The 23,105-nt window shown below is 59.1% G+C and carries 16 protein-coding genes; 9 read left to right on the top strand and 7 right to left on the bottom strand.

What is annotated here, in order from left to right:
- The first annotated feature begins 24 nt into the window (after positions 1-24).
- The 5 genes from XX99_RS12040 (at position 25) to XX99_RS12020 (ending at position 6,288) form a co-directional block, all read left to right on the top strand.
- Entirely contained in the window at positions 25-1,140 is a 1,116-nt protein-coding gene (locus XX99_RS12040) for an ABC transporter ATP-binding protein (RefSeq protein WP_050059639.1), read from the top strand.
- Positions 1,106-2,005 (top strand): ABC transporter permease, encoded by a 900-nt coding sequence (locus XX99_RS12035; RefSeq protein ID WP_082125512.1) that lies wholly within the window; start codon positions 1,106-1,108, stop codon positions 2,003-2,005. The genes XX99_RS12040 and XX99_RS12035 overlap by 35 nt, the downstream gene beginning before the upstream one ends.
- Entirely contained in the window at positions 2,002-2,835 is an 834-nt protein-coding gene (locus XX99_RS12030) for an ABC transporter permease (RefSeq protein WP_231581302.1), read from the top strand. Before XX99_RS12035 ends, XX99_RS12030 begins: the two co-directional genes overlap by 4 nt.
- Entirely contained in the window at positions 2,835-4,238 is a 1,404-nt protein-coding gene (locus XX99_RS12025) for a flavin monoamine oxidase family protein (protein ID WP_050059636.1), read from the top strand. The genes XX99_RS12030 and XX99_RS12025 overlap by 1 nt, the downstream gene beginning before the upstream one ends.
- 82 nt (positions 4,239-4,320) lie before the next feature.
- Entirely contained in the window at positions 4,321-6,288 is a 1,968-nt protein-coding gene (locus XX99_RS12020; protein ID WP_050059635.1) for an NAD(P)/FAD-dependent oxidoreductase, read from the top strand.
- Positions 6,289-6,313: 25 nt separating this feature from the next.
- On the opposite strand, the gene XX99_RS12015 is transcribed toward XX99_RS12020, so the two are convergent.
- Positions 6,314-7,720: an APC family permease gene (locus XX99_RS12015; protein ID WP_050059634.1), complete on the bottom strand. Its 1,407-nt coding sequence runs from the start codon at positions 7,718-7,720 to the stop codon at positions 6,314-6,316.
- 134 nt (positions 7,721-7,854) lie between these two features.
- A complete protein-coding gene (locus tag XX99_RS12010; protein ID WP_050059633.1) occupies positions 7,855-11,565 on the bottom strand; it encodes an outer membrane beta-barrel protein in 3,711 nt (1,236 codons plus the stop codon).
- Between the two features lie 323 nt (positions 11,566-11,888).
- Here XX99_RS12010 and XX99_RS12005 point away from each other — a divergent pair, with 323 nt between their 5' ends.
- Complete coding sequence (locus XX99_RS12005) at positions 11,889-12,365, top strand: GNAT family N-acetyltransferase (RefSeq protein ID WP_050059632.1); 477 nt, start codon at positions 11,889-11,891, stop codon at positions 12,363-12,365.
- Between the two features lie 12 nt (positions 12,366-12,377).
- Here XX99_RS12005 and XX99_RS12000 read toward each other — a convergent pair whose 3' ends face one another.
- The 4 genes from XX99_RS12000 to XX99_RS11985 all read right to left on the bottom strand — a co-directional run bounded on the left by XX99_RS12000 (position 12,378) and on the right by XX99_RS11985 (position 17,867).
- Complete coding sequence (locus XX99_RS12000) at positions 12,378-13,112, bottom strand: hypothetical protein (protein ID WP_050059631.1); 735 nt, start codon at positions 13,110-13,112, stop codon at positions 12,378-12,380.
- 98 nt (positions 13,113-13,210) lie between these two features.
- Positions 13,211-14,539, bottom strand: coding sequence for a hypothetical protein (locus XX99_RS11995; RefSeq protein ID WP_050059630.1), 1,329 nt, complete (start codon positions 14,537-14,539; stop codon positions 13,211-13,213).
- A gap of 59 nt (positions 14,540-14,598) precedes the next feature.
- Positions 14,599-16,986 carry a PAS domain S-box protein gene (locus XX99_RS11990; RefSeq protein ID WP_050059629.1) on the bottom strand — a complete coding sequence of 796 codons (2,388 nt, stop codon included), beginning with the start codon at positions 16,984-16,986 and terminating at the stop codon, positions 14,599-14,601.
- A gap of 341 nt (positions 16,987-17,327) precedes the next feature.
- Complete coding sequence (locus tag XX99_RS11985; protein ID WP_231581300.1) at positions 17,328-17,867, bottom strand: YybH family protein; 540 nt, start codon at positions 17,865-17,867, stop codon at positions 17,328-17,330.
- Positions 17,868-18,024: 157 nt separating this feature from the next.
- Between XX99_RS11985 and XX99_RS11980 the strand changes: the two genes are divergently transcribed.
- From XX99_RS11980 to dxs, 3 genes are all read left to right on the top strand, one after another.
- Complete coding sequence (locus XX99_RS11980; protein WP_050059627.1) at positions 18,025-19,455, top strand: dicarboxylate/amino acid:cation symporter; 1,431 nt, start codon at positions 18,025-18,027, stop codon at positions 19,453-19,455.
- A complete protein-coding gene (locus XX99_RS11975) occupies positions 19,445-20,341 on the top strand; it encodes a DMT family transporter (protein WP_050059626.1) in 897 nt (298 codons plus the stop codon). Before XX99_RS11980 ends, XX99_RS11975 begins: the two co-directional genes overlap by 11 nt.
- 226 nt (positions 20,342-20,567) lie before the next feature.
- Entirely contained in the window at positions 20,568-22,457 is a 1,890-nt protein-coding gene (gene dxs / locus XX99_RS11970; protein ID WP_050059625.1) for a 1-deoxy-D-xylulose-5-phosphate synthase, read from the top strand.
- A 93-nt stretch (positions 22,458-22,550) separates the two neighbouring features.
- On the opposite strand, the gene XX99_RS11965 is transcribed toward dxs, so the two are convergent.
- Entirely contained in the window at positions 22,551-23,105 is a 555-nt protein-coding gene (locus tag XX99_RS11965) for an SRPBCC family protein (protein ID WP_050059624.1), read from the bottom strand.

Raw genomic sequence — 23,105 nt, 5'->3', positions numbered from 1 at the left:
CGATGCTCGCAAAAGGAGTGCTGTTTGAGTACTCAGCCTGCCGCGGTCGCTCCCGGTGCGGACTCGGGCAATACCGGACCGGCATTACTGCGGATCGAAAATGTCAGCAAGAGCTTCGGAGCAAATAAGGTTCTTGAGTCCATCTCGCTGGACATCGAACGCGGTGAATTTCTCACGCTGCTCGGAGAGAGCGGATCGGGAAAGACGACGTTGCTGCGCCTCATCGCTGGCTTTGAAGAGGCGACGGAGGGTCGCATCCTGCTTGAGGGGGAACGCATCGACAACCAGCCTGCATATCGGCGTCCGGTGCACACCGTGTTTCAGAGCTATGCGTTATTTCCGCACATGAGCGTCTTCGACAACGCAGCCTACGGGCTGAGCGTGCGCGGCCATGGGCGAGACGAAATCAAAACAAAGGTCGAGATGGCGCTGGGGAAGGTTCGCATGGAGACATTCGCGAGCAGGTATCCGCGGGAGATCAGTGGAGGACAGAAGCAGCGCGTCGCACTGGCAAGAGCTCTGGTGAACAGCCCCAAGGTGCTTTTACTGGACGAGCCGCTCTCCGCGCTGGACGCCAATCTGCGTGTCGAGATGCAGCATGAGCTGAAACAGCTCCAGCGCGAGCTGGGCATCGCGTTTATCTTTGTCACCCATGACCAGAGCGAAGCACTGGCGATCTCCGACCGCATCGTTCTGCTTCACCGCGGAAGGATCGAGCAGAGCGGAGCACCGCGCGAAATCTATGCGCGCCCGCGCACGGTGTACGCCGCAAACTTCCTGGGTAAGAGCAATCTGATTCGGGGATTCGTCACCGACGGCGTCGCGAACTGCAGCATCTTCTCTTTTCCTCTACCGGTCGAAGATGGTCCCATTGCGCTTTCGCTGCGTCCCGAGGTAATGATGTCGGGAGTGATCCCTTCTGAGCCCGGTGTTGTGCGTTTCGAGGCAGAGGTTGTCGATGAACAGTTTCACGGAGCCGCATCGCTGCTCAGGTTGCGCTGTTCTCCTGATTGCGAACTGATGGCGCGAGTAGATGGCGAAGCTCCGCGCGAACGTGTGCGAACGTTTGCATTCCGCATCGCCGATTGCGTGCTGCTGGAGCAGGATGAACCTCGTCCACAACGAACGGAGCGGCCATAAGATGCGGGCGAGCACATTCAGAGCTCGGCTGATGACCATGCTGCCGGTTGCTCCGCCGTTCCTGTGGATTGCCCTTTTTCTCTTCGCCCCTTACTGCCTGCTCTTCTGCTACAGCTTCTGGAGCGTGAATGAGTTCCAGATAATCCAGCGTCACATCACGCTCGCCAATTATCTTCATCTTCTGACGACGCCGCTTTATCTCACCGTCATTCTGCGGTCGCTGCGCATTGCGTTTTCGGTCGTCGTGCTTTCGCTGCTCCTTGGATATCCACTCGCCTACTTTCTGGCTTTTCATGCAGGGCGCCACCGCCACCTGCTTTATCAGGCAGTGATCGTTCCTCTGTGGGTCAGTTATCTGGTGCGCGCGTACGCGTGGAAGGTGATCTTCGGCAACGAAGGCGTGCTGAACACGCTGCTGCTGTGGCTACATGCCACGCAACATCCTTTAGGCTTTCTTCTGTACAGCCCGTTTGCGGTGATCGTAACGCTCACGCATATCTACGTGCCATTCGTCGTGCTACCTGTCGTAGCGTCGCTAGAGAAAATTCCGCGCGAATTGTTGGAGTCCTCAAGTGATCTGGGCGCGCGGCCGTGGCAAACATTTCTACGCGTAGTGCTGCCTCTCTCGTTGCCCGGAGTAATCTCCGGAGCGACATTCGCCTTCTTGTTGAGCTTCGGAGATTTTCTCGCACCACTTCTCCTCGGCGGACCGAGCAGCGTGATGATCGCGAATGTTGTCGCGAATCTGTTTGGCGCAGACTACAACTGGCCCCTCGGTGCGGCCGTGGCGGTTGTCATCCTGCTGATCGTGGTGGCGATCCTGTCGGTGACACAAAGACTCGAGCGGCGATGGAGGACAGCGTGACTGCGCATCGCCGCCCCGTGGCCCTCAGCAGCTTTGCTGCGTGCGCCTATGCGTTTCTCTATCTGCCCATCGCTGTGCTGATTCTCTATTCATTGAATCGCGACGGCGTCGGAGGTTTTCCTCCCCGGCATCTGACTCTCGATTGGTACGCGATGCTTTTTTCCGACTTCGCGATGTGGAATGCGGTGGGAAACAGCGCCATCGTTGCGATTGCCGCGGTCGCGTTATCCATGCTGATCGGTTTCCCCGCAGCGTATACGCTCGATCGTTACGACTTTCCCGGCAAGGCCGCATTCCAGCGATTGATTTTGCTGCCGCTGATCGTGCCCGGCGTCATTACCGGCATTTCTCTGCTGTTGCTCGCGGTGGGCTCCGGCCTGCGGCTTAGCCTGTTGACGGTAATTCTCGGTCATGCCACCGCGTTGACCGCAGTAGCGACGACGGAGATCTTCGCGGGATTTTCAAAGCTTGATCGATCGCTCGAAGAAGCTTCCGCAGATCTCGGGGCGAACGCGTGGCAGACGCTGTGGCGAATCACACTGCCTTTGCTGCGGACCTCGTTGATAGGAACGGCGCTGCTGGTCTTTACGCTCTCGATGGATGAAATCGCCGTGACGTTTTTCTTGATCGGTCGCGAAAATACTTTGCCGCTGGAGATCTGGTCGCGGCTCCGTCGCGGCGCCACGCCGGAGATGAACGCGATCTCCACCTTGATCTTTCTTTTTTCAGTGGCGATGATTTTTGTTTCACAGCGCCTGATCGGTCGCGGCCAGGGCGGTGAACAAACTGCGGCGCTATCGGAGGCGTTGGTGACAGGAGCGGCTGAGTGATGATTCACAGAACCTCATGGATGAAGTCTTCCGCGGTCAGCCGCAGATCTTTTTTGGTCAGCTCCGCTATGGCCGCATGCGGACTATCGCTTGAGGCGCAACGGGTGCGCACTGCGCGGCCACAGCATTCGTGCGTGATTGTCGGCGCCGGGCTGGCCGGGCTTACCGCTGCCTACCGGCTCTCCGCGGCGGGATGGAAGGTAACCGTACTCGAAGCGCGCAATCGCGCGGGAGGCAGGGCGTGGACGTATCGCTTTGCGCAGGCTCCGGAGCTCACCTGCGAGATGGGCGGCGAGTGGATCGGCAAGGATCACAAGCAGATTCTGGCTTTGGCGCGCGAACTGAATGTTGCCCTCGAACCACATACTTATCGAGTATGGCTGCTGCAGCAGGATCAACTTCGTGCGCCGGGAAGCTGGGGTTTCTCGGAGAAGTCGCAGGCCGCGTGGAAAAAGTTCATGGAGCAATATAAGAAATATGACGAACATGAGAAACGCAGGCTCGACGACTACGATTGGTGGACATGGCTGGGCAAGATCGGCATGACGGAGGAGGACCGCCGCATCCGCGAGATCATGGACTCAACCGACTATGGCGAGTCGATCCGCGAGGTGTCAGCCTTCGTGGCCGCCGATGAGTATGTGGACACCGACTACATCAATCCCAACAACACGGATGAGATGGACTACCACGTACGCGGCGGCAACAGCGAACTGGTCAATGCGCTCGTGGCGCGGCTGCCTGCGGGTTCTGTGCATTTGAATTCGGCGGTGACGTCGATCACGCAAAAGCCCGGCAAAGTCACCGCTGCAACCGCCACGGAATCCTTTACCGCCGATGCCTGCATCTTCGCGGCTCCCGCATCGGTGCTCAATTCCATCCAGTTTGAGCCCGCGCTTTCACCATTCAAAGCTCTTGCCGCCGATGAGCTCGAGTATGGGCGAATCATCAAGTCACAAATGCTCTTCGACAAACGCTTTTGGCCGGCGGAAGACTTCTCGTTGATGAGCGATGAGACCTCGCATCAGTATTACCACTCGACGCTGGGGCAGGCAGGGCCGCATGGCATCCTGTGCTCGTATGCGTGCGGTGATAAGGCCGATGTGCTGGCCGCGCAGTCGAAGGCTGATCGGCAGGCGCAGCTAATGCGCGATCTCGCAGCAGTCTCTCCCGATGCCGCTGCAGCATTGATCGACAGCTTCGACCAGCCGTGGCAGAGCGACCCCTGGGTCCACGGCGCGTATGCCATCTATCGTCCAGGACAGTGGTTCCGCATTCGCCCGCTGCTCGAAGAGCCGCACGGCAAAGTGTTGTTTGCTGGCGAACATATCGGCGATTGGCAGGGTTTCATGGAGGGCGCGGTGAGCACCGGAGAATCCGCGGCAGGCCATCTGCTGCATTGATGCCATTTGTAACCGGGAATCGCGCTTAATTTTCATTTCAAAAACTTCGACTAAAACTTCTAGTGATGTTTTGAGGAGACTGATGGGTTTTACGGACAAAGAACTGGGGATGGACCGCAAGATTACCCGCCGCGATTTTATGCAGGGTGCGGCTATGACGATCGGTGCAGCCGCCGCGTCGCACAAATCTCTTTTGGCGCAGACAGGAGCAGCGGGCGAGGCGCAGAACGGAGCGGGCTACGATCCTCCCGCATTGCATGGAATGCGGGGAAGCCATGAGGGCTCCTATCAAGTCGCGCATAGCCTGCGTGACGGAAGCTTCTGGCACAGCGCCGGTGCGCCAATGGAGACCGGCGAAAGCTACGATTTGATAGTGGTAGGCGGCGGTATCAGCGGGCTTTCTTCCGCGCGATTTTTTCGCGAGGCGGCGGGCAAGAATGCGCGCGTCCTCATCCTCGAAAACCATGACGACTTCGGCGGACACGCCAAGCGCAACGAGTTCGAAGTGAATGGCAAATTTATGTTGGGCTACGGTGGAACCTACGCAATCGAGAGCCCTGCGCCCTATAGTGCCGTTGCTAAGCGCGTCATCGGGGAGCTCGGAATTGATGTCCCGTCGTACTCGAAGCACGCCAACGATCAGCTCTATGGCCAGCTCGGGTTGAAGCAAAAGATCTTCTTCGATAAGGAAACGTTCGGCGCGGACCGGCTCGCGATCAGTCCTTATAGCCGGTGGGGCGGCGCGCTGCCTGGCGATGCGGCACGACGTTGGCAGGAGTTCGCCGCGCAGTCTCCGATGACGGATCAGGCCAAGGCGGATCTGAAGCGGCTGTATGAACTGGATAGCGATCCCTATCCGAGCTTATCGTCAGAGGTGAAGAAGGCGAAGCTCGCGCGGATGAGCTATGCAAGCTATCTCAATTATGTGGTGAAGGTCGATCCGCAGGTCGTGGCGCTGCTGAATGCGCATCCGCAACCGTTGTATGGGTTGGGTATCGATGCGGTCTCGGCGCAGGATGCCTGGGGACTGGGGCTGCCGGGATTCAACGGGCTGAAACTAACGCCCGAGTATGGTCCTGGCATGGGCCGGGACGCCAGGCACAATGATGAGGCCGAGGCATACTTCTTCCACTTCCCAGACGGCAATGCCTCGATCGCGAGGATGCTGGTGCGCGGGCTGGTCCCGAATGCCATTGGCGGAAGCACCGCAGAAGATATCGTCTCGCAACAGGTGCGTTACGACCAGCTAGATCAACCCGCAAACCCTACGAGAATTCGCCTGAACAGCACGGTGGTGCGGGTGAAGCACCTCGGCGAGGTGGAGACTGCGCAAGAGGTCGAGATTTCTTATGTGCAGCAAGGCAAGCTTTACACGGTCAAGGCCGCGCACTGCGTGCTGGCCTGCTGGCATCCGGTGATTCCATATTTGACGAACGAGATATCCGCGCACCAAAGAGACGCTTTGCGGCTCGCGGAGAAAGTGCCGATTGTGTATACAAATGTCGCGATCCAGAATTGGACGAGCTTCGCCAAGCTTCAGGCTGCAAGCATTTACTCGCCCGGCTGCTACTTCTCCGAGGCCAGCCTCGATCATCGCGTGAGCATCGGCAAGTACGAATGCACAACCAAGCCGGATGAACCCATTGTGCTCACCATGCATCGCTATCCCTGCCAGCCAGGTCTTTCCGGACGCGAGCAGCATCGCGCGGGACGGGCGGATCTTTATGCCACTTCGTTCGAAACCTTCGAAAGAAATATCCGCGAGCAACTCACGCGCAGCGTGGGCGCGGGAGGTTTCGATTCGGCGAAAGACATTGCCGCGATCACGGTGAATCGCTGGCCGCACGGATATGCTTACCAGTACAACTCGCTATGGGACCCGTTCTGGCTGGCGGGAACCGAAGCTCCGTGTGTCATTGCGCGTCAGTCCTACGGCCGCGTTGCGATTGCCAACGCGGATGCCGACGCCTATGCATATACCGATTGCGCGATCGATCAGGCCTATCGCGCTGTGACGGAATTGAAGGTCGGCAAGGTCGCGGTGAGTTAGCGTCTCGCCGGAGCGGGTATCTCGATCACTTGCCTTCCGGCAGATAGGATGCCTCAGCGAAAGGCCATTCGCTGCGCTTCTTCGCTCGAATGAAATAGAGCGCCGATCCGGTCGCGGCCACAACGAGAGCGTCCAGCAATTCACGCGAGGCTTCATGGCGCGAGAAGACGATGAACAGAAATCCGGCGAGAGCGAGGAGCGGCGGCAAGGGATAAAGCCAGATGCGAAAGGGCCGCGGCATCTGCGGGCGGCGCCGGCGCAGCACGATGACCCCAATCTGCTGCAGCACGTATTGCAGAAGGATGCGAATCGCTACGAGCGCCGCGATGACCTGCGCCAGGCTGAAGAAGCAGAAGATGGTAGCGACTGCTCCTAGTGCCAGGAGCGACGCGGATGGGAATTTGTGGCGCGGATGCAGGCGGGCGAAGATGCGAAAGTAGTTGCCATCGAGCGCCGCTGCATAAGGCGCGCGAGAGTAGGCGAGCAGGAGTGAGAAGACCGAAGCAAAGGCGGTCCACATGACGAGCAAGGCCAGCACGCGTGCGGCGGTCGCCCCGAAGGTCCGCTCCATGAGGACGGCGACGACGGCGAACTTGGCCGCTCCTACATGGGTTAGGTCGGAGAGCGGGATTACGCCGAGCACGCTGACGTTCATCATCAGATACAGCGCCGCCACGATGACGATAGACCACAGAATCGCGCGCGGAATGGTGCGGCTCGGGTCGCGCACCTCACCGCCGAGAAAGCAGACCGAGTAGTAGCCCCAATAGTCGTAGGTGGCGAGCAACGTTGCTGCACCGAGCCCTTCAAAGAAACCGATATTCAGAGTGAACGCTCCCGGCGACGGCGCAAGCAGCGCGGGATGAAAGTGGGTCGCACCGGCAAGGATGACCGCGCCGATGGTAAGAAGCACTCCGCCTGTGAGCACCCACGCGATGCGCGTAATGGCGCTGACGTTGCGATAAAGCATGGTGACGGCGAGCACGCAGGTGGAGGCGGCGAGCAGGCTGCTGGCATGGATGGGACTGCCGAGCACGGATGCATTGAGTGCAGGCCAGAGATAAGCGGCGTACTGCGCGAGGCCGATGCATCCCGAAGCGATGGAAAGAGGAGCGCTGAAGCCGAGCTGCCAGATGTAGAGGAACGAAATCATGCGGCCGGCGCCGTCGCGGTTATAGATCTCACGCAGGAAAGCATACGAGCCGCCAGCTTCGGGCATGGCCGCGCCCAGTTCGGCCCATACCAGGCCATCGCAGATGGCGATGAGCGCCCCGAGCAGCCAGCCGAGGATGGCCTGCGATCCACCCATGGCAACGACCACGAGGGGCAGGGTGATGAACGGCCCCACGCCGATCATGTTCATCATGTTGAGCGAAATGGCGCTGCCCAATCCGATCTTGCGTTCGAGGGCGGTCTGTGCGGAATCGGTCAAGTGGGATCGCGAGGCTCGAAGTCCAGACTACCTCACAGGGAAGGCTTTGCGCGCGCAGATCACCTGATCGTAATTCTGCAACGTCTTGTGAGAATTCTTTTGGCTGAGGGGTGAACCCCAGCATTCAAAACGGCCTATCTCCGGAAGCGAATCGCCAGCTGGATCTGGCGTGGGTCGCGCACCCGCGTGACTTCGCCGAACAGGCCCCCGGCTATGGGATTGCCGTTGCCGTCATACTGCGCGTCGCCCAGTTGTCCATCTGGATTGAGAAACTGCGTATGGTTGAAGACATTGAAGACCTGGAAGACCAACTGCAGCGTTCCTTTGTCTCCGACTGGGGTTAGTTTCTGGACCGCCATATCCGTGCCATCGATGCCCGGTCCGCAACAAATGCTGCGCGGCGCATTGCCCGGCGATCCCAACGCCGGCACCGCAAAGGTAGAGGGATCGAAGTAGTAGCCTGTCACTCCATTCAGTGGCGTGCGCGGATTGCGGTGGGTGAATTGCTTCACAATATCCGGACGTCCGGGGTTCTCGAAGTCGCCGCTGCCCTGGAGCTCCTGGTCCAAATTCGAGTCGAGACGAATGGGAAAGCCGCTCTGCAGGGTGAGAATGCCTGACAGCTCCCATCCATCGGCAAAAACGCCTTTGGGTCCGCCAAACTTACGCACTGGCAGATCCCATACGCCGCTGAAGACGAAGCGATGGCGTGCATCGTAAAGCGACTCCGCGCGGTCGCGGCGAGGATCGGTGGGGTCGAGACTCTGCTCGAAGCTCGACGCATTGTCGATCGATTTCGCGAAAGTGTACGCACCCAGGAATTGCAGTCCGTGCGAGAAGCGCTTCTCGAGCGATGCTTGCAGCGAGTTGTAGTTGGAGTTGGCTACGACATCCTGCGCGAAGATGCTGGAGAAGACCGGCACGCCATCTGCCGGGCAGCCCGAGCCCGACAGCGGATCGCAGTAAGGTGACGAATACTTGCGCAGCCCGACCAGCGTGACGCCCCCGGCCGGCACCGGCGTGCCCCCTTGCAGAAACGTCGTGGAACCGTAAGGCAGGTGCAATCCCTGCGGCGCGATGGTCTCGCCTCCCGGGATGTAGTAGGAGCTGTCTTCGCCAAAGGGGCCGCAGTTATAGCTGCTGTCGCCGTTGTAGGCCGCGGTTGCAGCGAGATCCAGGCAGGTTTGTGGATTGCCGTGGTTCAGATCGTATGTCGCGAGCAGCCGATGTCCCTGTGAGCCCACATAGCCGAGCGTCATTACCAGGTCGGGTGCAATTTGCTGCTGAATCTGCAGATTGTACTGCTCGGTATATTGGGTTCTCAGGTTGGGCTGCAACTCGCCGAACATGATGATGGGGCGGAATGCCGACCAATCCACGGGATTTCCCCGCTTGGGCTCGAGAAATCCATTGAATGCGTTCGGGCTAACTGTGCCTGATTGAGTTACAAATGGGGTCTGGAACAGCGGAGCCGATATGCTGTTGCTTCCGCCGAAGGGCGGCTCGCCTTGGAACTGCTCCAGCACCAGCTGTTCTATGGGGTTGTAGAAGATGCCGAAGCCGGAACGGACGACCAGCTTGCCATGGAAACTGTCCGGAGTCCAGGCCACTCCAACACGCGGCGCGAAGGCCTTGTAGTAGGTGGCCGTTAGTCCAGCAGGCACGCCCTTGTCGCCGGGAACAACCAGTCCGAGAGGAAATACCGATTCGTTGTCGCTGCCCGGTCCGCAATCCGTGTCCGTCGCTCCGAGTGCTGCCTGGCTGGTTGGCGAGAGCTGACAAGGGAATTGCGTATCCGCTTGTCCCGGACGAAAGGTCTGCACGCGATGCGATACGTCGGCCAGCGGCTGATTTAATTCCCAGCGCAATCCGTAGTTCACCGTCAGGTTCGGCCGCACCTTGTAGCTGTCTTGTGCGAAGAGATACACCGCATAGGCACGGATGTTCTCCGTCTGTGGCGAGCCTTGCGCATAGCTGTCGGGAAATCCCAACAGGTAGTTGCCGAAGAGGTTCTCGGCGCCCAGGTCATTCTCGCTGCCCCCGCTATAGCTGAAAAAGCCATTGAGGTTGTAGTAAAGCGTCTGGTCGAAGCGCTGGTTGCGGGCGTCGACTCCGAACTTCATGCTGTGCTTCCCAATCGTCTTCGAAAAATTATCGGACAGAGAATACGTATTGCCGGTTTGCGGCAGTTCGCCCTCGCTGTCGTTGCCGATGGTGAAGCCGCCGCTGACGCTGATATATGGCACTCCCTCGTGCGCCGCGGTTAACCCCGGCGTAATGCCCAACCGGGGATTGTTCGCAATCGGCGTGGCTGTGCCATCGCTGGCATAGGAGATGAGCGGAGTATCGGTGTTGCCGGTAAAGCAGTAGGCTGCTGCGCCGCCGGTGCAGGAAGCCGTTACCAGATTCGTCCGCTGTGGATGAAGAAATGTCTGCTGTCCTTCACGGTAATAAGTGACGCGCACTTCGTTCTGCGTTGCGGCGTTGAGCGTCCAGGTGTCGGAGAAGTTGAACTGCTGGTTGCGCGATGCGTTGTCACTTCCGAAGCCGGGGAGCAGGTTCGGTATTTCGGCCTGAAAGCGGGTGAAGGGATTCGCTTCAAAGCTGTCATCCGCGTAGTAGTATCCGGTGAAAGAGTTGCTGTCGCTGAATTTATGATCGAAGCGGACCGTCCCCTGGCTCTCACGCGCATGCTGCAATGGCGCAGATTGATATTGATCGCCGGCCGTATCTGGAAGCGGTACGTAATTCTGCAGAATGTTCGATGCGACCGGGTCGAAGCAGGATTGCGGAATTACATTTCCCGGAAACACCGAGGCCCACGGTACGGCATTGCCCTGCGCCACGGCGACGGGATCGGGAGGTGTTCCGCCTTCGGCCGAAATCGCGGCCGAGCATCCCGCCCGATTGGCGATGACTGAAGCTGCAGTCGCATCGGTCAGGGAGCCGGAAAAAGGATCGCCTCCGAATGCGCCGGAGCGCTCGTCTGCGGTCGGGACGCGCACACGATCCGAGCTGATGCCTTTGCGCAGCTGCCGGCCTTCATAGGAGAGAAAGAAAAATGTCGTGTCCTTCTTGATCGGACCACCGATGGTCGCGCCGAACTGCTGCTGGTTGTCTTCCGGCGTCGAGAGGTCGAAGTAGCCCTTCGAATCCATTGCCTGGCTGCGTACGTAATCGTAAATGCTGCCATGCAGATCGTTTGTGCCCGACTTGGTGACGACATTGATGACCGCGCCGGAGTTGCGTCCGTACTCGGCATCGAAGGTATTGGTGATGACGCGAAATTCATCGATGGCGTCAGGAGAAGGCTCGATTCCCGGCGAGTTCACGAAGAGGTCGTTGCCATCGCCTCCGTTCACGCTGAAGTTGTTCGAGCGTCCGCGTCCGCCATTCACCGAAACCGCGCCCGCCTGGTCGCTGCCGTAGAACAGATCCGACCCGCTCACCCCGGTGACGCCCGGCTGCAGCTGCAGCAGCTGATACGTGTTGCGCTCATTCAGCGGCAGGTTCTCGACTGCTCGCGTGTTCACCACCGCACCCAGCTGCGTGCTCGTCGTGTCCACCAGAGGAGGCGCCGCAGTTACCTCCACCGATTGTGTATTCGATCCTACGGTCAGCTGCACATCGTAGGACACAGTTGCATTCAACTGCACTACGATGCCGTTCGCGATGAATTCCTCGAAGCCTGCGCTCTTCGCCGTCAACCGGTAGCGCCCCACCGGCACAGAGATGAAGCTGTACTCGCCGCCCTTGGTGGATTCCACCGTTTGCGTCACGCCCGAGTCAGCATTGGTGAGCGTAAGGCTGGCGCCGGGAATCACCGCGCCGCTGGGATCGAGCACGCGCCCTAACAAGCGTCCGCTGGTTGACTGAGCTACTGATCGAGAAGGGAAGCAAAGCAGTGCCAGGGCAAGAAACGTGAAGGCGAGGGCGGAAAAATAGCTTGATCGACAACGACCTGCGGGAGACAGCATTCTCTGCACCTCGGTTGAGGAGGATGAGGACCTGGCAATGCCTGCGAATCTGGTGAGCGACGAAAGCGGTGGAAATATGCAGGGTTGCGAAGCGCAGGAACCTTACATATATTCAGCAAGATTAGTGAAAAATTAATCGCTGTCAAGCAAAACTTAAGAGCTCTTCTGATAGCTGCATCGGACGGAAAAGGATGACCATCCATGGACAGCCGGCGATCATTCGCGCTGCTGCGTTGCCCGACATCGCCGCGTTGACGAAGCTCTACGTGAGCTATCGTCTCTTCTACGGAGAGCCTGCGGCTTCGGAAGCGTCCGAAGAATTCCTTCGCGACCGCATCCAGCGCGGCGCCGGCGCATACTTCCTGGCCTTCAGTTCTTCTGCCGAGAAGGATGCAGAAGCTATGGCCTTCATGCATCTCATGCCGTCGACGAATACGCTGGCCATGCGTCCCATCTGGCTGCTCGAAGACCTGTACGTTGATCCGTCCGCACGCGGCCAGGGAATTGCTATCAGCCTGCTGCGCCATGCCGAAGAGTTCGCGAGCAGCACCGGTGCGGAGCGGATCACCTTATCCACGGCGCATGACAACGCAGCGGCGCAGAGCATCTACCGCAAGCTCGGCTATGTTCGGGAAGAACATTTCTGGTACTTTCATCGCGTGCTTTAGGCTTGACGGAGACTATCTCGCGATGGGCAACTGAAAGTCCACGCCTGCGTCGCGATTCACCTTCGCCGTAGCATCGAGGTCAAGCTCATCCACGGAGATATCGCGACGATGCTCGTCGAGCACGTAGAGCGTGGTGCGAGTCAGAGCATAGTTATGAATCTGCTCCGACGGCCGTCCGTCTCTGAACACGAGTGTGACCGCATCTTCGTTTTGCGGGACCTGAACCGCACTCGGCCCCTGCGCAGAGCCGAAGTAGGGCATGCGAGGCCGCTGGTCTCCGGCAAATTCCTGCTGCGGAGCGTAGGCCTGCTGGACATCGTTGGCTGCAGGAGCATAATCACTCGAGTCAGGCAGCGAGTCGTATCCCGACCACGGATAATAACCTGGATAATAGCCAGGATAAAAGTAAGGCGAGGAGAGAAAGTACGGAGAGTTATAGCCCCTGCGATAGCGGTTGGATCCCGAATACGGTGACCGTCCCCCGGAGTAAGGCGCTCGTCCTGCGGAATAGAAATTACGCGCTGCCGATGCGCCAAAACCAGGTACCGCGGCTGGAGGTCTGAAGGATGCGCTGCCGCCGAAACGGGGAGCGCTCGCGAATCCTGAAGCCGAAGGCGCGCTGAATCCGCTATGGAAGGAAGACGCTGCATGGCCGCTGAATCCGCCACCGTGACCTCCGCCCCGCTGCGCGCACGCGGGTAGTGCGAGTCCGGTCAGAAGCAGCGCAACCGCGGAAAAGCGCCTCATGCGACTATCTTACTCCCCCAATATCGGGGCGGGAACGCCTTTCCAGAACGTAGATGTCCATAAAACGAAAATGCGGCTTTTAAAGACCGTTGAGGACGCTACTCCGTGACAACCGCGCCCGGGCCATTCTCGAGTTCGCGATAAAGATTGCTGCAATCCGGGAGCGACAGGCTCGTATCGTGATCGTCACATTCTTCTAGGAAAGCATCGAAAAGCTTTGCATAAAGCCCCTGCCGGCTGGTCAGTCGCTGTTGCCTCGCGCGAAGAAACTCAAATCGAAAGGGAGAACGCGACTCGGCTTCCTTTAAAAATTCGGGAGAGAAGAACTCATGTGAGTCGGCAACAGCTCGCACGATCAACGATCGCCAGCTCATCTTCAGCAGCCCTTTCAGCGTGGAAGTTCCGTCGGGCAATAAGTCCATCCTGGCGCCTACGGCCTCGCTGAAATTGAGGAGTCGAATCGCCAGCCGATCCAACGGCTGGCCCTGAGCAGCCGCGCGAGAAAACAAGGTCACCGAGCCGCGCCGCAGATCCTCGCGCACATCCTGGAGATCGTCTCCCAATTGCAAGAGGACGCCCCACTCGAACGAGAACCGGCGTTGTTCCTCATCGAGCCAGCCACGAGCCAAACAAGCGTCGGCCAGCACCGAGCTGCCCCCCTTCGCGCAGCTCATGCGCAACACTTCGTCATCGCTGCACTGGCTGGAGCTCGCCAGCTGGGCGATGCTCTCCTCCTGCGCGCGGTGAATGGCCAGCAGACAATCGAAGACCGCAGCGTATCTCGCACGCGGATACTGCGCTTCGATCACGCTCACCAGCCTCCACAGCGCTGCTTCCCGATCGTTTTGTGCAACGGGAATATCACCTCGGAGACGCCTCTGGAAGCGTTCGCTGAAGCTGAGTTTGGCTTCTGCAGAAATGTCCTCACGGTCGAGGTAGTTGTCGCTGTAGGGATAGAGAAGGCTGTATCCCAGAATCGACGGAGTGATTTTTACGGGCTCGCCCAGCAGCGGCTGCAGTCCGCACGCGGTCCACGCGTTTCGGCATGCCTGAATGATGTCGGCCATGCTCAGATTTGCGTCGAAGCGTCTTGCCCACTGCGCGAGCGTGGTGCCAACCGGTAGGAAATCTTTGGTCAGAAGCTCGACCGCCGCCGGGTTCAGATCGAGCGCCGAAGCGGAGAATCGGCCGAACGATGCTATGAGGCGATCCTGCGTTGCAATGCGGTCCGCTCTGTTCCGGGGAGTCTTCTTTATTTCGCGCTCGACGGTTGCCAGTGCCTCGTCATAGGCTGCCTCGCGGACCTCTTGCTCATTCGCGGTATATCGCGGACCGCTTCGCGCTGAGTTCGAGGCGCAGCCCTTCCAGACTTCGATGGTCTGCGCAACCTGGGCTTCGATCCACGACCAGCTATAGAGTTGCTGCATGTCATCGAGGATTACGAAGAACGGAACCGGCAGGTTCCGTGATTGTGTGCGGCTAAAGTCTAATTCACGATCTGTTTCGAGCGATGGCGAGTACGCGGCACTGTGAAGAAGAAGGAACTGCCCAGGCCAACCGTGCTTTCGGCCCAGATCTTTCCTCCGTGCAGCCCTACCAGGCTGCGGCACAGAGCGAGCCCCAGACCGGTGCCACCGCTGGCGCGGGAGTCCGACGCATCGCCCTGCTGGAAGCGCTCGAAGATGTTGTCCAGCATCTCCGCCGGAATGCCGCGGCCCTGGTCCTGAACTTCGATCAGCGCTTCAGTTTCGCTGATGGCTTGCGCTCTCAGGCGAATCTCGCTATTGGGGGGAGAAAACTTGATGGCATTGGCCAGCAGCTTGGTTAGCGTCTGTACGATGCGTTCGCTGTCCACCCACAGGTTGATGGGCTCGGCTTCAATGCGGAAGCGTAGTCCGGCTCGTTGGGCATCGGTAAGTTCGCGCTCTGTCGCTCTCCGCAGCAATTCGCTGGCGGTTATATCGGACGAATCGAGGCGAAGCTTGCCAGTGCCGATTCGCTCGAAGTCCAGAATGTCGTTCACGAGATTTACCAGGCGGTTGCAGTTGCCCATCGCAACTTCGATCATCTGTTCGTTCTTCTCCGGCCGCGATGCGAGTGCTCCGCTTGCGACCAGGCCCAGAGCCGCGCGCAGCGAGGTGAGCGGGGTGCGCAGCTCGTGGCTTACGGTCGAGATAAATTCATCCTTCATGCGCTCCAGCCGCCGCCTCTCGGTAACGTCCTGATAGGCGACCACGGCTCCCGTTATCTTGCCGTCGTCGATCAGGGGACATGCAACATATTCGATCGGAACGGAGCTGCCGTCGCGCCGCCAGAAAACCTCATCGCGAACCCGGGCCGGATGATTCCGGTGGAGGGTGTTCAGGATCGGGCACTCCTCGTCCCGATACGGCGTTCCATCGCTTTTGCTGTGATGAATCAGTGGATGGATCAACTGACCTTGCAGCTCTTCCGGCGTATAGCCGAGAATGTGAGCGCCGACCTGATTTACGAAAACGATGCGGCCCTCCATATCGATTCCATAAATGCCGTCGCCGACCGAGTCGAGAATCGATTCACGCTGACGCATAAGTGCATGCAGCTTGTTCTCGGCATCGATCTTCTCCGTCATGTCGATGCCATGCCCCAGAACGAAGGGAGGAGAACCGGGCAACTGCACCAGCTTATTGCGGAAGGCAATGACGCAGGGAGTTCCGTCTTTCCTGTTGATATAAAGCAAGCCCTGGTCTTCGCCATATTCGGCCATTGCCTTCCAATAAGTCTCCCATCCCTGGCGATGACTGATCTGAATGAAGTCCAGCATGTAGCGGCCGACCAGCTCCTCGGGCGTGTATCCCATGGTTGCTGCTGCATGTGCATTGATGGATAGCAGGTATCCATTGAGGTCGTGGGTGCAGATCATGCCCAGCGAGCCTTCGATCAGCTGGCGGTAGCGTAGCTCGCTGGAGCGCAGAGCCAGCTCCGCCTCACGCTGCTCGGTTACATCCACTCCGGTGGCGATGATGTAGTTGATGGTCCCCGCTGCATCCATCAAGGTGGTTGCGGTCCATGCAATACGCCGCCGGGAGCTCTCTTTCGAAATCCAGTGCAGCTCAAACGGTTCAGCCGCCGCTCCACTCCGTGCGGCATCGAAGAGTTCACGGGCACGAACACGGTCGTCGGGGCCAAAAAGCTCCTCGGGGAAGGGCCGGCCCATTAACTCCGCAAAGGAAAATCCAGAAATCTGTTCGCAGGCGCGATTGAAACGAACGATGCGGCCCGAAGTATCCAGCACCAGAACCAAGGCACTGATCGTATCCAACACGGCGGAGACAAAATTTCTTTCGGCGGTCAGCGCCTCTTCCACTCGCCTGCGCGCTTGCCCCTCTCGGCGGGTGCTGCTGTAGTAATCGAGCCGGGTGAGAATCTGTCGCGTCAAAACTTCGAGGGCCGTCCCGTCGGCGATTCGGAAAGCACCGGGATCGGGAGAAAGCACCGCCAGGGCTCCGAGGACTACGCCGGAAGAAGTCACGAGCGGTGAGGCCAGGTATGATCGGCAACGGATGTTTTTTCCCAATGGAATTGCGCCGGCCGGGAAGCGCGCATCGTTCGCTGCGTCTTCAATCAGCAGAGGCTGCGCAGCAAGCATGGTGAACTGGCAGGCGGAAGAGATGATTGGCTGCTCAGATTCCGAAAAACCAATACACGCTTTGAACCACAGGCGAGAGGCATCTGCAAACCCGATATAAGCGTACGGGGCGTGAGTTATCTGCGCCGCGAGTGCTGCGATTTCGGTCAGCGCAGGGTCCGGAGGGGTGTCCAGAATTTCGTAATGCAGCAGAGCCTTGAGTCGCTCCACCTCACTATGATTTAGGCTTGTCGTGCTGTCTGGCATTCAGCTGAGATGCTTTCTCAGAGAGAATTGTGTCAAAAGCCTGATCCGGGAGACTCTCCCACTTTAGTGGGAACCGGGCGCTCTAAATAAACGCGATTTCACCAAATGTTGATGCGGCTGAAGGGATCGATCCCACTTCGATCTTCTCCCATCGTGTCGTTGTGCTAAACAACGGCACACTCCTTCGGTCCCAGAACAGCTTCGGCCATTCCGGCCGGAACATCATGGAGTGGAGGGACCTGCAGTTCGACTGCGATAGAGCAGATTATAGCCGCTCTGGCGGTGAATCCGCTCCGGATATCCGCTCCAGATATCCGAGGGCGGTAGTGGAAGAAACGCGGCTAAGGCAGCTTGCAGCAATCATCCTTTTGAGCGGGCTCCCGGTTGCTCGCGTCGAGCTCCACTTTCCACGTGCCGTCAGCCTGCCTCTTCCAGACGGTCATGTATCGGCCGCCGGTATCGACTGCATTGCCGTTCCGGTCCTTCCCGTGTCCGGCATAGTGTCCCCAGGTGAATCCCATGTCACCTGCGGGGCTCATTCGGCCCCCATCCGGGGTCCAGATCAGCTGATACTGATCCGCCGACCAGGTCGTATTGGCCGCAATTGCCGCAAGGCCGATGACCGGCGCCTCACTGTCGGCCAACGTCACCGCATCGTCGGCGAACCATTTCGCGAAGGCCGCCCCTCCGCCGGTCGCAGTATCGTGGGCAAACTTCTTCTCGAGATCGAACAGGAACGCAATATCCACCTTATAAGACGGATTGGTCAGTGCATTTGCGGGAGATGGGGAGGACGATAGCGGATCGATTCCAACCTGCGCGCTGGCTGCAAGAGGAGCGGCGAAGACCATCGATAAGCAGAGAAGTGTGAGGCGGCTCACGAAATACCTCCGGTACTATGCAAAGATCAGGTCCAAAAATTCCGATCCCCGACACTATGCTATCCAAACCGATCATTCTGAGATACTCGCCTAGAAACGCCGCGCTCTTCGCGGCGATAAACATGTTGATAGAACGGGATCCAGACGTGCGAAATCGATGCTGAAGAGTCAACGGCACTTATTCATCGCAGTCGGCATTGTGCTCTATGCGTTGGGAGCGATTTTCGCCCAGCAGTCGTTCTCTCACGCCGGAGAGGCGATCCGCTTGGCGGGAATCGCTGCTTTCCTCGCTTACGCGCTGCGTCGCCGCAGCCTCACAGTCTGGATCTTCTTCGGGATGATTGCCGGGGTCGAGCTCGGCCTGGACGCGCCGCATCTCGCCTCGTCGCTCCGTGTGCTTAGCGACATCTTCCTGCGCCTGATCAAGGTCATCGTGGCGCCCCTTATCTTCGGAACGCTGGTTACCGGCATCTGCGGGCACGGACAGCTCCGCAGCGTCGGCCGGCTCGGATTGAAATCCCTGATTTACTTCGAAGTTCTTACCACGGTCGCGCTGGTGATCGGCCTGGTCGCCATCAATATTTCCAAGGCTGGAGTCGGCCTGAATGCGCCGGCTGACTCTAGTGCCATCGTCGCGCAGCATCTTGAAGCTCATCCTGCTCACTCCGAAGCCGGTGCTCTGCCGCAACCGGAAACATTGAACTGGCAGCAATTTCTCCTGCGCATTTTCCCGGAAAACATTGCCAAAGCGGTCGCCGACAATCAGATTCTTCAGGTCGCCGTCTTTGCTATTTTGTTTGGCCTCGCTCTGGGGCGTCTCAGTGAAGAAAAGCGAGCCCCGCTGTTGCGCCTCGCTGAGTCGCTGACTGAAACCATGTTCGCCTTCACCAATCTGGTGATGTATTTCGCTCCGATTGGAGTCGGCGCTGCCCTAGCCTATACCATCGCCCACTCCGGTCTCGGCGTCATCCTCAACCTGGGCAAGCTGTTGCTCACGCTTTATGCCGCGCTGATTGCCTTCGGGCTTCTGGGTATGCTTCCCGCGGCATTGCTGGCCCGCATTCCCGTGCGACGATTTCTCGCCTTTGTGGCCGAGCCTGCCACCATCGCCTTCGCCACCAGCACCTCCGAAGCTGCTTTACCCCGAGCGATGGAGGCGATGGAGGCCTTCGGCGTGCCGCGCAAGATCGTCGCCTTCGTGATCCCCACGGGATACAGCTTCAACCTGGCCGGCTCAGCGCTATATCTGGCCCTGGCTTCGATCTTCGTGGCACAGGCGGCCGGAATCCACCTCAGCCTCTCGCAGCAGATCGTCATGCTCGGTACGCTAATGCTTACCAGCAAGGGCGTCGCCGGAGTGCCCCGCGCCGTCCTCGTTGTCCTGCTCGCGACGGCTTCCATCTTCGGATTGCCGGAAGGCCCGATTTTTGTCCTTCTGGGCATCGACGCTCTCATGGACATGGGTCGGACGGTAGTGAATGTCGTAGGCAACTGCCTCGCCTCCGCCGTCGTCGCGCGGTGGGAGGGTGAATTCGGCTCCGAGCTGCCGTCGCCCGAAGTGCGCTCCATGGTTACGGATGTCCAGTGACCACGGCGTTCGCGCCTATGCCGCATTGGCCGTCGGAGTCATCGCCATCGCATGGTCCGCGATCTTCGTGCGCTGGACTCACATGCCGGGACTCGCCTCGGCCTTTTATCGCGTCTTTTTCGCAGCAGTCGTCCTCTGGCCGCTCGCGCTTCTTTCGAAATCCCCATCACGCCGTTTCGACATGCCTACGCTCCGCCTCGCGGCTCTCGGCGGTCTCTTCTTTGCCGGCGATGTCGGCACGTACAACATTGCCGTTCTTCATACCACGGCAGGCGCAGCGACACTGCTCGGCAACAATGCGCCGGTCTTCGTTGGCCTGCTTACCTGGGCGATCACCCGAAAGTCGCCTCCTCGTACCTTCTGGACCGCTCTGGCCGTCGCTTCGATTGGAACCATGCTGATCATGCGGGTGGATGCGAAGCGCCTGGGACTCGAGTTAACCGGCGACATGCTCGCTTTCTGTACGTCGATCTGCTTCGCGCTTTATCTGATGGTCACGCAGCGGCTGCGGGACACGATGGACAGCGTCGCTCTGCTCGCCATGTCCTCCACCGCATCGGCGATTACGCTTTTGCCCATTGTGCTGTTCACGCATACCTCCTTTCATGTCCCGAGCGTTGCGTCCTGGGGAGCAGTCTTCGGTCTCGCGCTTGTCTGCCAGGTGATCGGCTATCTCTCCTTGACCTATGCGCTTGGCCACCTTCCCGCCACCATCACCTCGGTATTGCTGCTGGCGGTTGCGCCCATGTCCGCGATCCTCGCCTTCCTGCTCTTTGGCGAGCGTATGACTCCCTTGCAGCTTTTAGGCGGCGCACTCGTCCTCCTGGCCATATGGTTGGCAGGACGGTTGCGCGGAGGCGCGCGCTTACCAGCCATCGTTGAATAGCCAGAGCGACGCCATGGCGGCGGCCGCGTTCGTGGCTATCTAGTTGCTGCCAATGCTCTCCTCCCGAACCTATCGCCAACTTGATATACTGAGCGGAGGAAGAAAACCTGTCGACCTGTGCTATGACGGACCCCAAAGAAAGGGGTCTTTTTTGATATTTGGGTTTGCTTAGAGCGACAGGCACTGCTGTCTGGTGTTTAACCAGGAGGGCATCTTCAATTTATACATGGGCAATCTACTCGATCAAGTTCACACCCCCGCGGACATCAAATCGTTCTCTATCCCCCAGCTGGAACAGCTTGCGCAGGAGATTCGCGAGCGACTCATCCTTGCCCTTTCGAAGACCGGCGGCCATCTCGGCCCTAACCTTGGCGTGGTTGAACTCACGCTTGCCATGCATTACGTCTTCGATACGCCTACCGACAAGTTTGTCTTCGACGTCAGCCACCAGGCCTACGTCCATAAACTTCTTACCGGGCGTCGCGAGCGGTTTGAAACCATTCGCCAGCCGGGCGGTCTCAACGGCTTCATGCTGCGCACGGAAAGCGAGCACGATGCTTACGGAGCTGGCCATGCGGGAACCGCTCTTTCCGCAGCGCTGGGCATGGCGGCGGCCCGCGATCTCGCCGGAGGCAAGGAAAACATCGTTGCGCTAGCCGGCGACGCCGCTTTCACTAACGGCATCACCTTCGAAGCGCTGAATAATATTTCGGAGCACACCAAACGCCTCATCGTCGTTCTCAACGACAATGAGTGGTCCATCGATCGCAACGTGGGTGCCATCGCAACTTATCTTCACAAGATCGTCACCAACCAGCACGTCACGCACTTGCATGACAGCGCGGCGCGCCTGCTGCACAAGCTCGGCGGCAAAACCGCAATCAATGTTGTGCGTCGCGCCGAGGAAGCCGCCAAGGGCATGCTCTGGCCGTCCGTATTCTTCGAAGAATTCGGCCTCACCTACTACGGTCCGCTCGATGGCCACAACATCGGCCTGCTCATCGAAACCTTCAAGTTCCTCAAGCAGCAGGACAAGCCAGTTCTGCTGCACGCGATTACCCAGAAAGGCCGGGGTTTTCAGCCGGCGCTCGATAAGCAGAAGAAGTTTCACGGCCTTGGGCCTTATCATCCGGAAACCGGCGAGACCAATCCCACCGGGCAGAAAACTTATTCGGAAATCTTCGCCGACACGCTGGTTAAGCTGGCCAACGAGAACGACAAGATAGTTGCGATTACCGGAGCCATGCCCAACGGCACCGCGCTCGATCTTTTCCGCCCGCATCACCCGGCGAAATATTTCGATGTGGGCATCGCCGAAGAGCATGCCGTCATCTTTGCTGCCGGCATGGCGACGCGCGGATACAAGCCCTTCTGCGCCATCTACTCGACCTTTCTGCAACGAGCCTTCGATCCCATCGTGCACGACGTCTGCCTGCAGAACCTGCCCGTCGTCTTCTGCATGGACCGCGGAGGGCTCAGCGGCGACGACGGCGCAACACATCACGGTCTCTTCGACATCAGCTATCTGCGCAGCATCCCCAATATCATCCACATGGTTCCCAAAGACGAGGACGAGCTCGCCGACATGCTCTACACGGCGATGCTCCACGATGGACCTGCAGCGGTGCGATACCCCCGCGGAACGGGACCCGGAACCGCCGTCAAGGCTCATCCTGCTGCGCTGCCCATCGGCAAAGCTGAAGTCATTCGCGACGGCGAAGAGATTGCGATTCTCGGGCTCGGAGCGTTGCTGCCCATGGCGGATGAGCTGGCCCACCGGTTGGAGGCAGAGGGAATCTCGGCCGCTGTCATTAATCCGCGATTCGTGAAGCCGCTCGACCGCGATCTGCTGGCCAGCTATGCCCAGCGTGTGTCGGCCTTCGTTACCTTCGAAGACCACGTACTGATGGGGGGATTCGGGAGCGCCGTGCTTGAAGCACTCAGCGAGATGAATTTCACAGTCCCCGTTGTTCGCATCGGGTGGCCCGACCACTTCGTCGAGCACGGGAAGGTTGAACAGCTGCGCGCCAAGAATGGAATCAGCGTCGAGGCTGCGCTTGAGAAGCTGGAACCCTACCTCAAGGCCAGCAAAGGAAGAAGACTGGTCGCTCACTAGGTTTTCGACCAGCGGGCTTGTGGCCTTCCGGTTAGGCCGTCAATCTGGGCGCAGCGAAGAATCCCGGCAAGAGCTGCGTACGAATGAGAATGCTCACCGCGCCAGCTTCATCGCGGCAGGTGCGATCCGGTCGAAGATTTCTGCCATCCGTCGCTGCCTATACGCGAATGTCTTTTTGATCTGCCCCTCCATGAAGAGCGAGTGGGCGCGCTCACCCAGCGCGCCGAACTTCATCTCGTAGCTCACGTCGTCGGTGATGGCTGTTCCGTCGCCCGGAGCGCGCCGCTCCGCCTTTACGGAATGACAATGCCGCCACGCGGCGAATGGCCCGCGTTGCTGCACATCGCAGAAACGATCGTTCCACGCGAACTCCGAGATCACAGCCTCCCAGGATAGACGAATGGGAGAAAGGGGAAATGGCCGGAAGCTGAGGGTGATGGTCGAGCCCGCTCCGGCTGACGCTCCGCGCAGCTTACCTGCCCTGAACTCATTCGCAGGGGCCGGAGGTGCGACGATGTGCACCTCTTCCACCCGGGCATTCTGCCATCGCGGCATCAACCCAGGCAGGTTTTGCGGGTCAGCCAGGAACGCGAAGACAAACGGAACGGGGTAGGGGAGCCACTGGCTCGCTGTGAAGCGATGCACCAT

The sequence above is a fragment of the Silvibacterium bohemicum genome, assembly GCF_001006305.1.
Taxonomy (GTDB): Bacteria; Acidobacteriota; Terriglobia; order Terriglobales; family Acidobacteriaceae; genus Silvibacterium; species Silvibacterium bohemicum.
The sequence above is the reverse complement of the archived record's forward strand: the minus strand, read 5'-3'. Positions and strand labels throughout refer to the sequence as shown.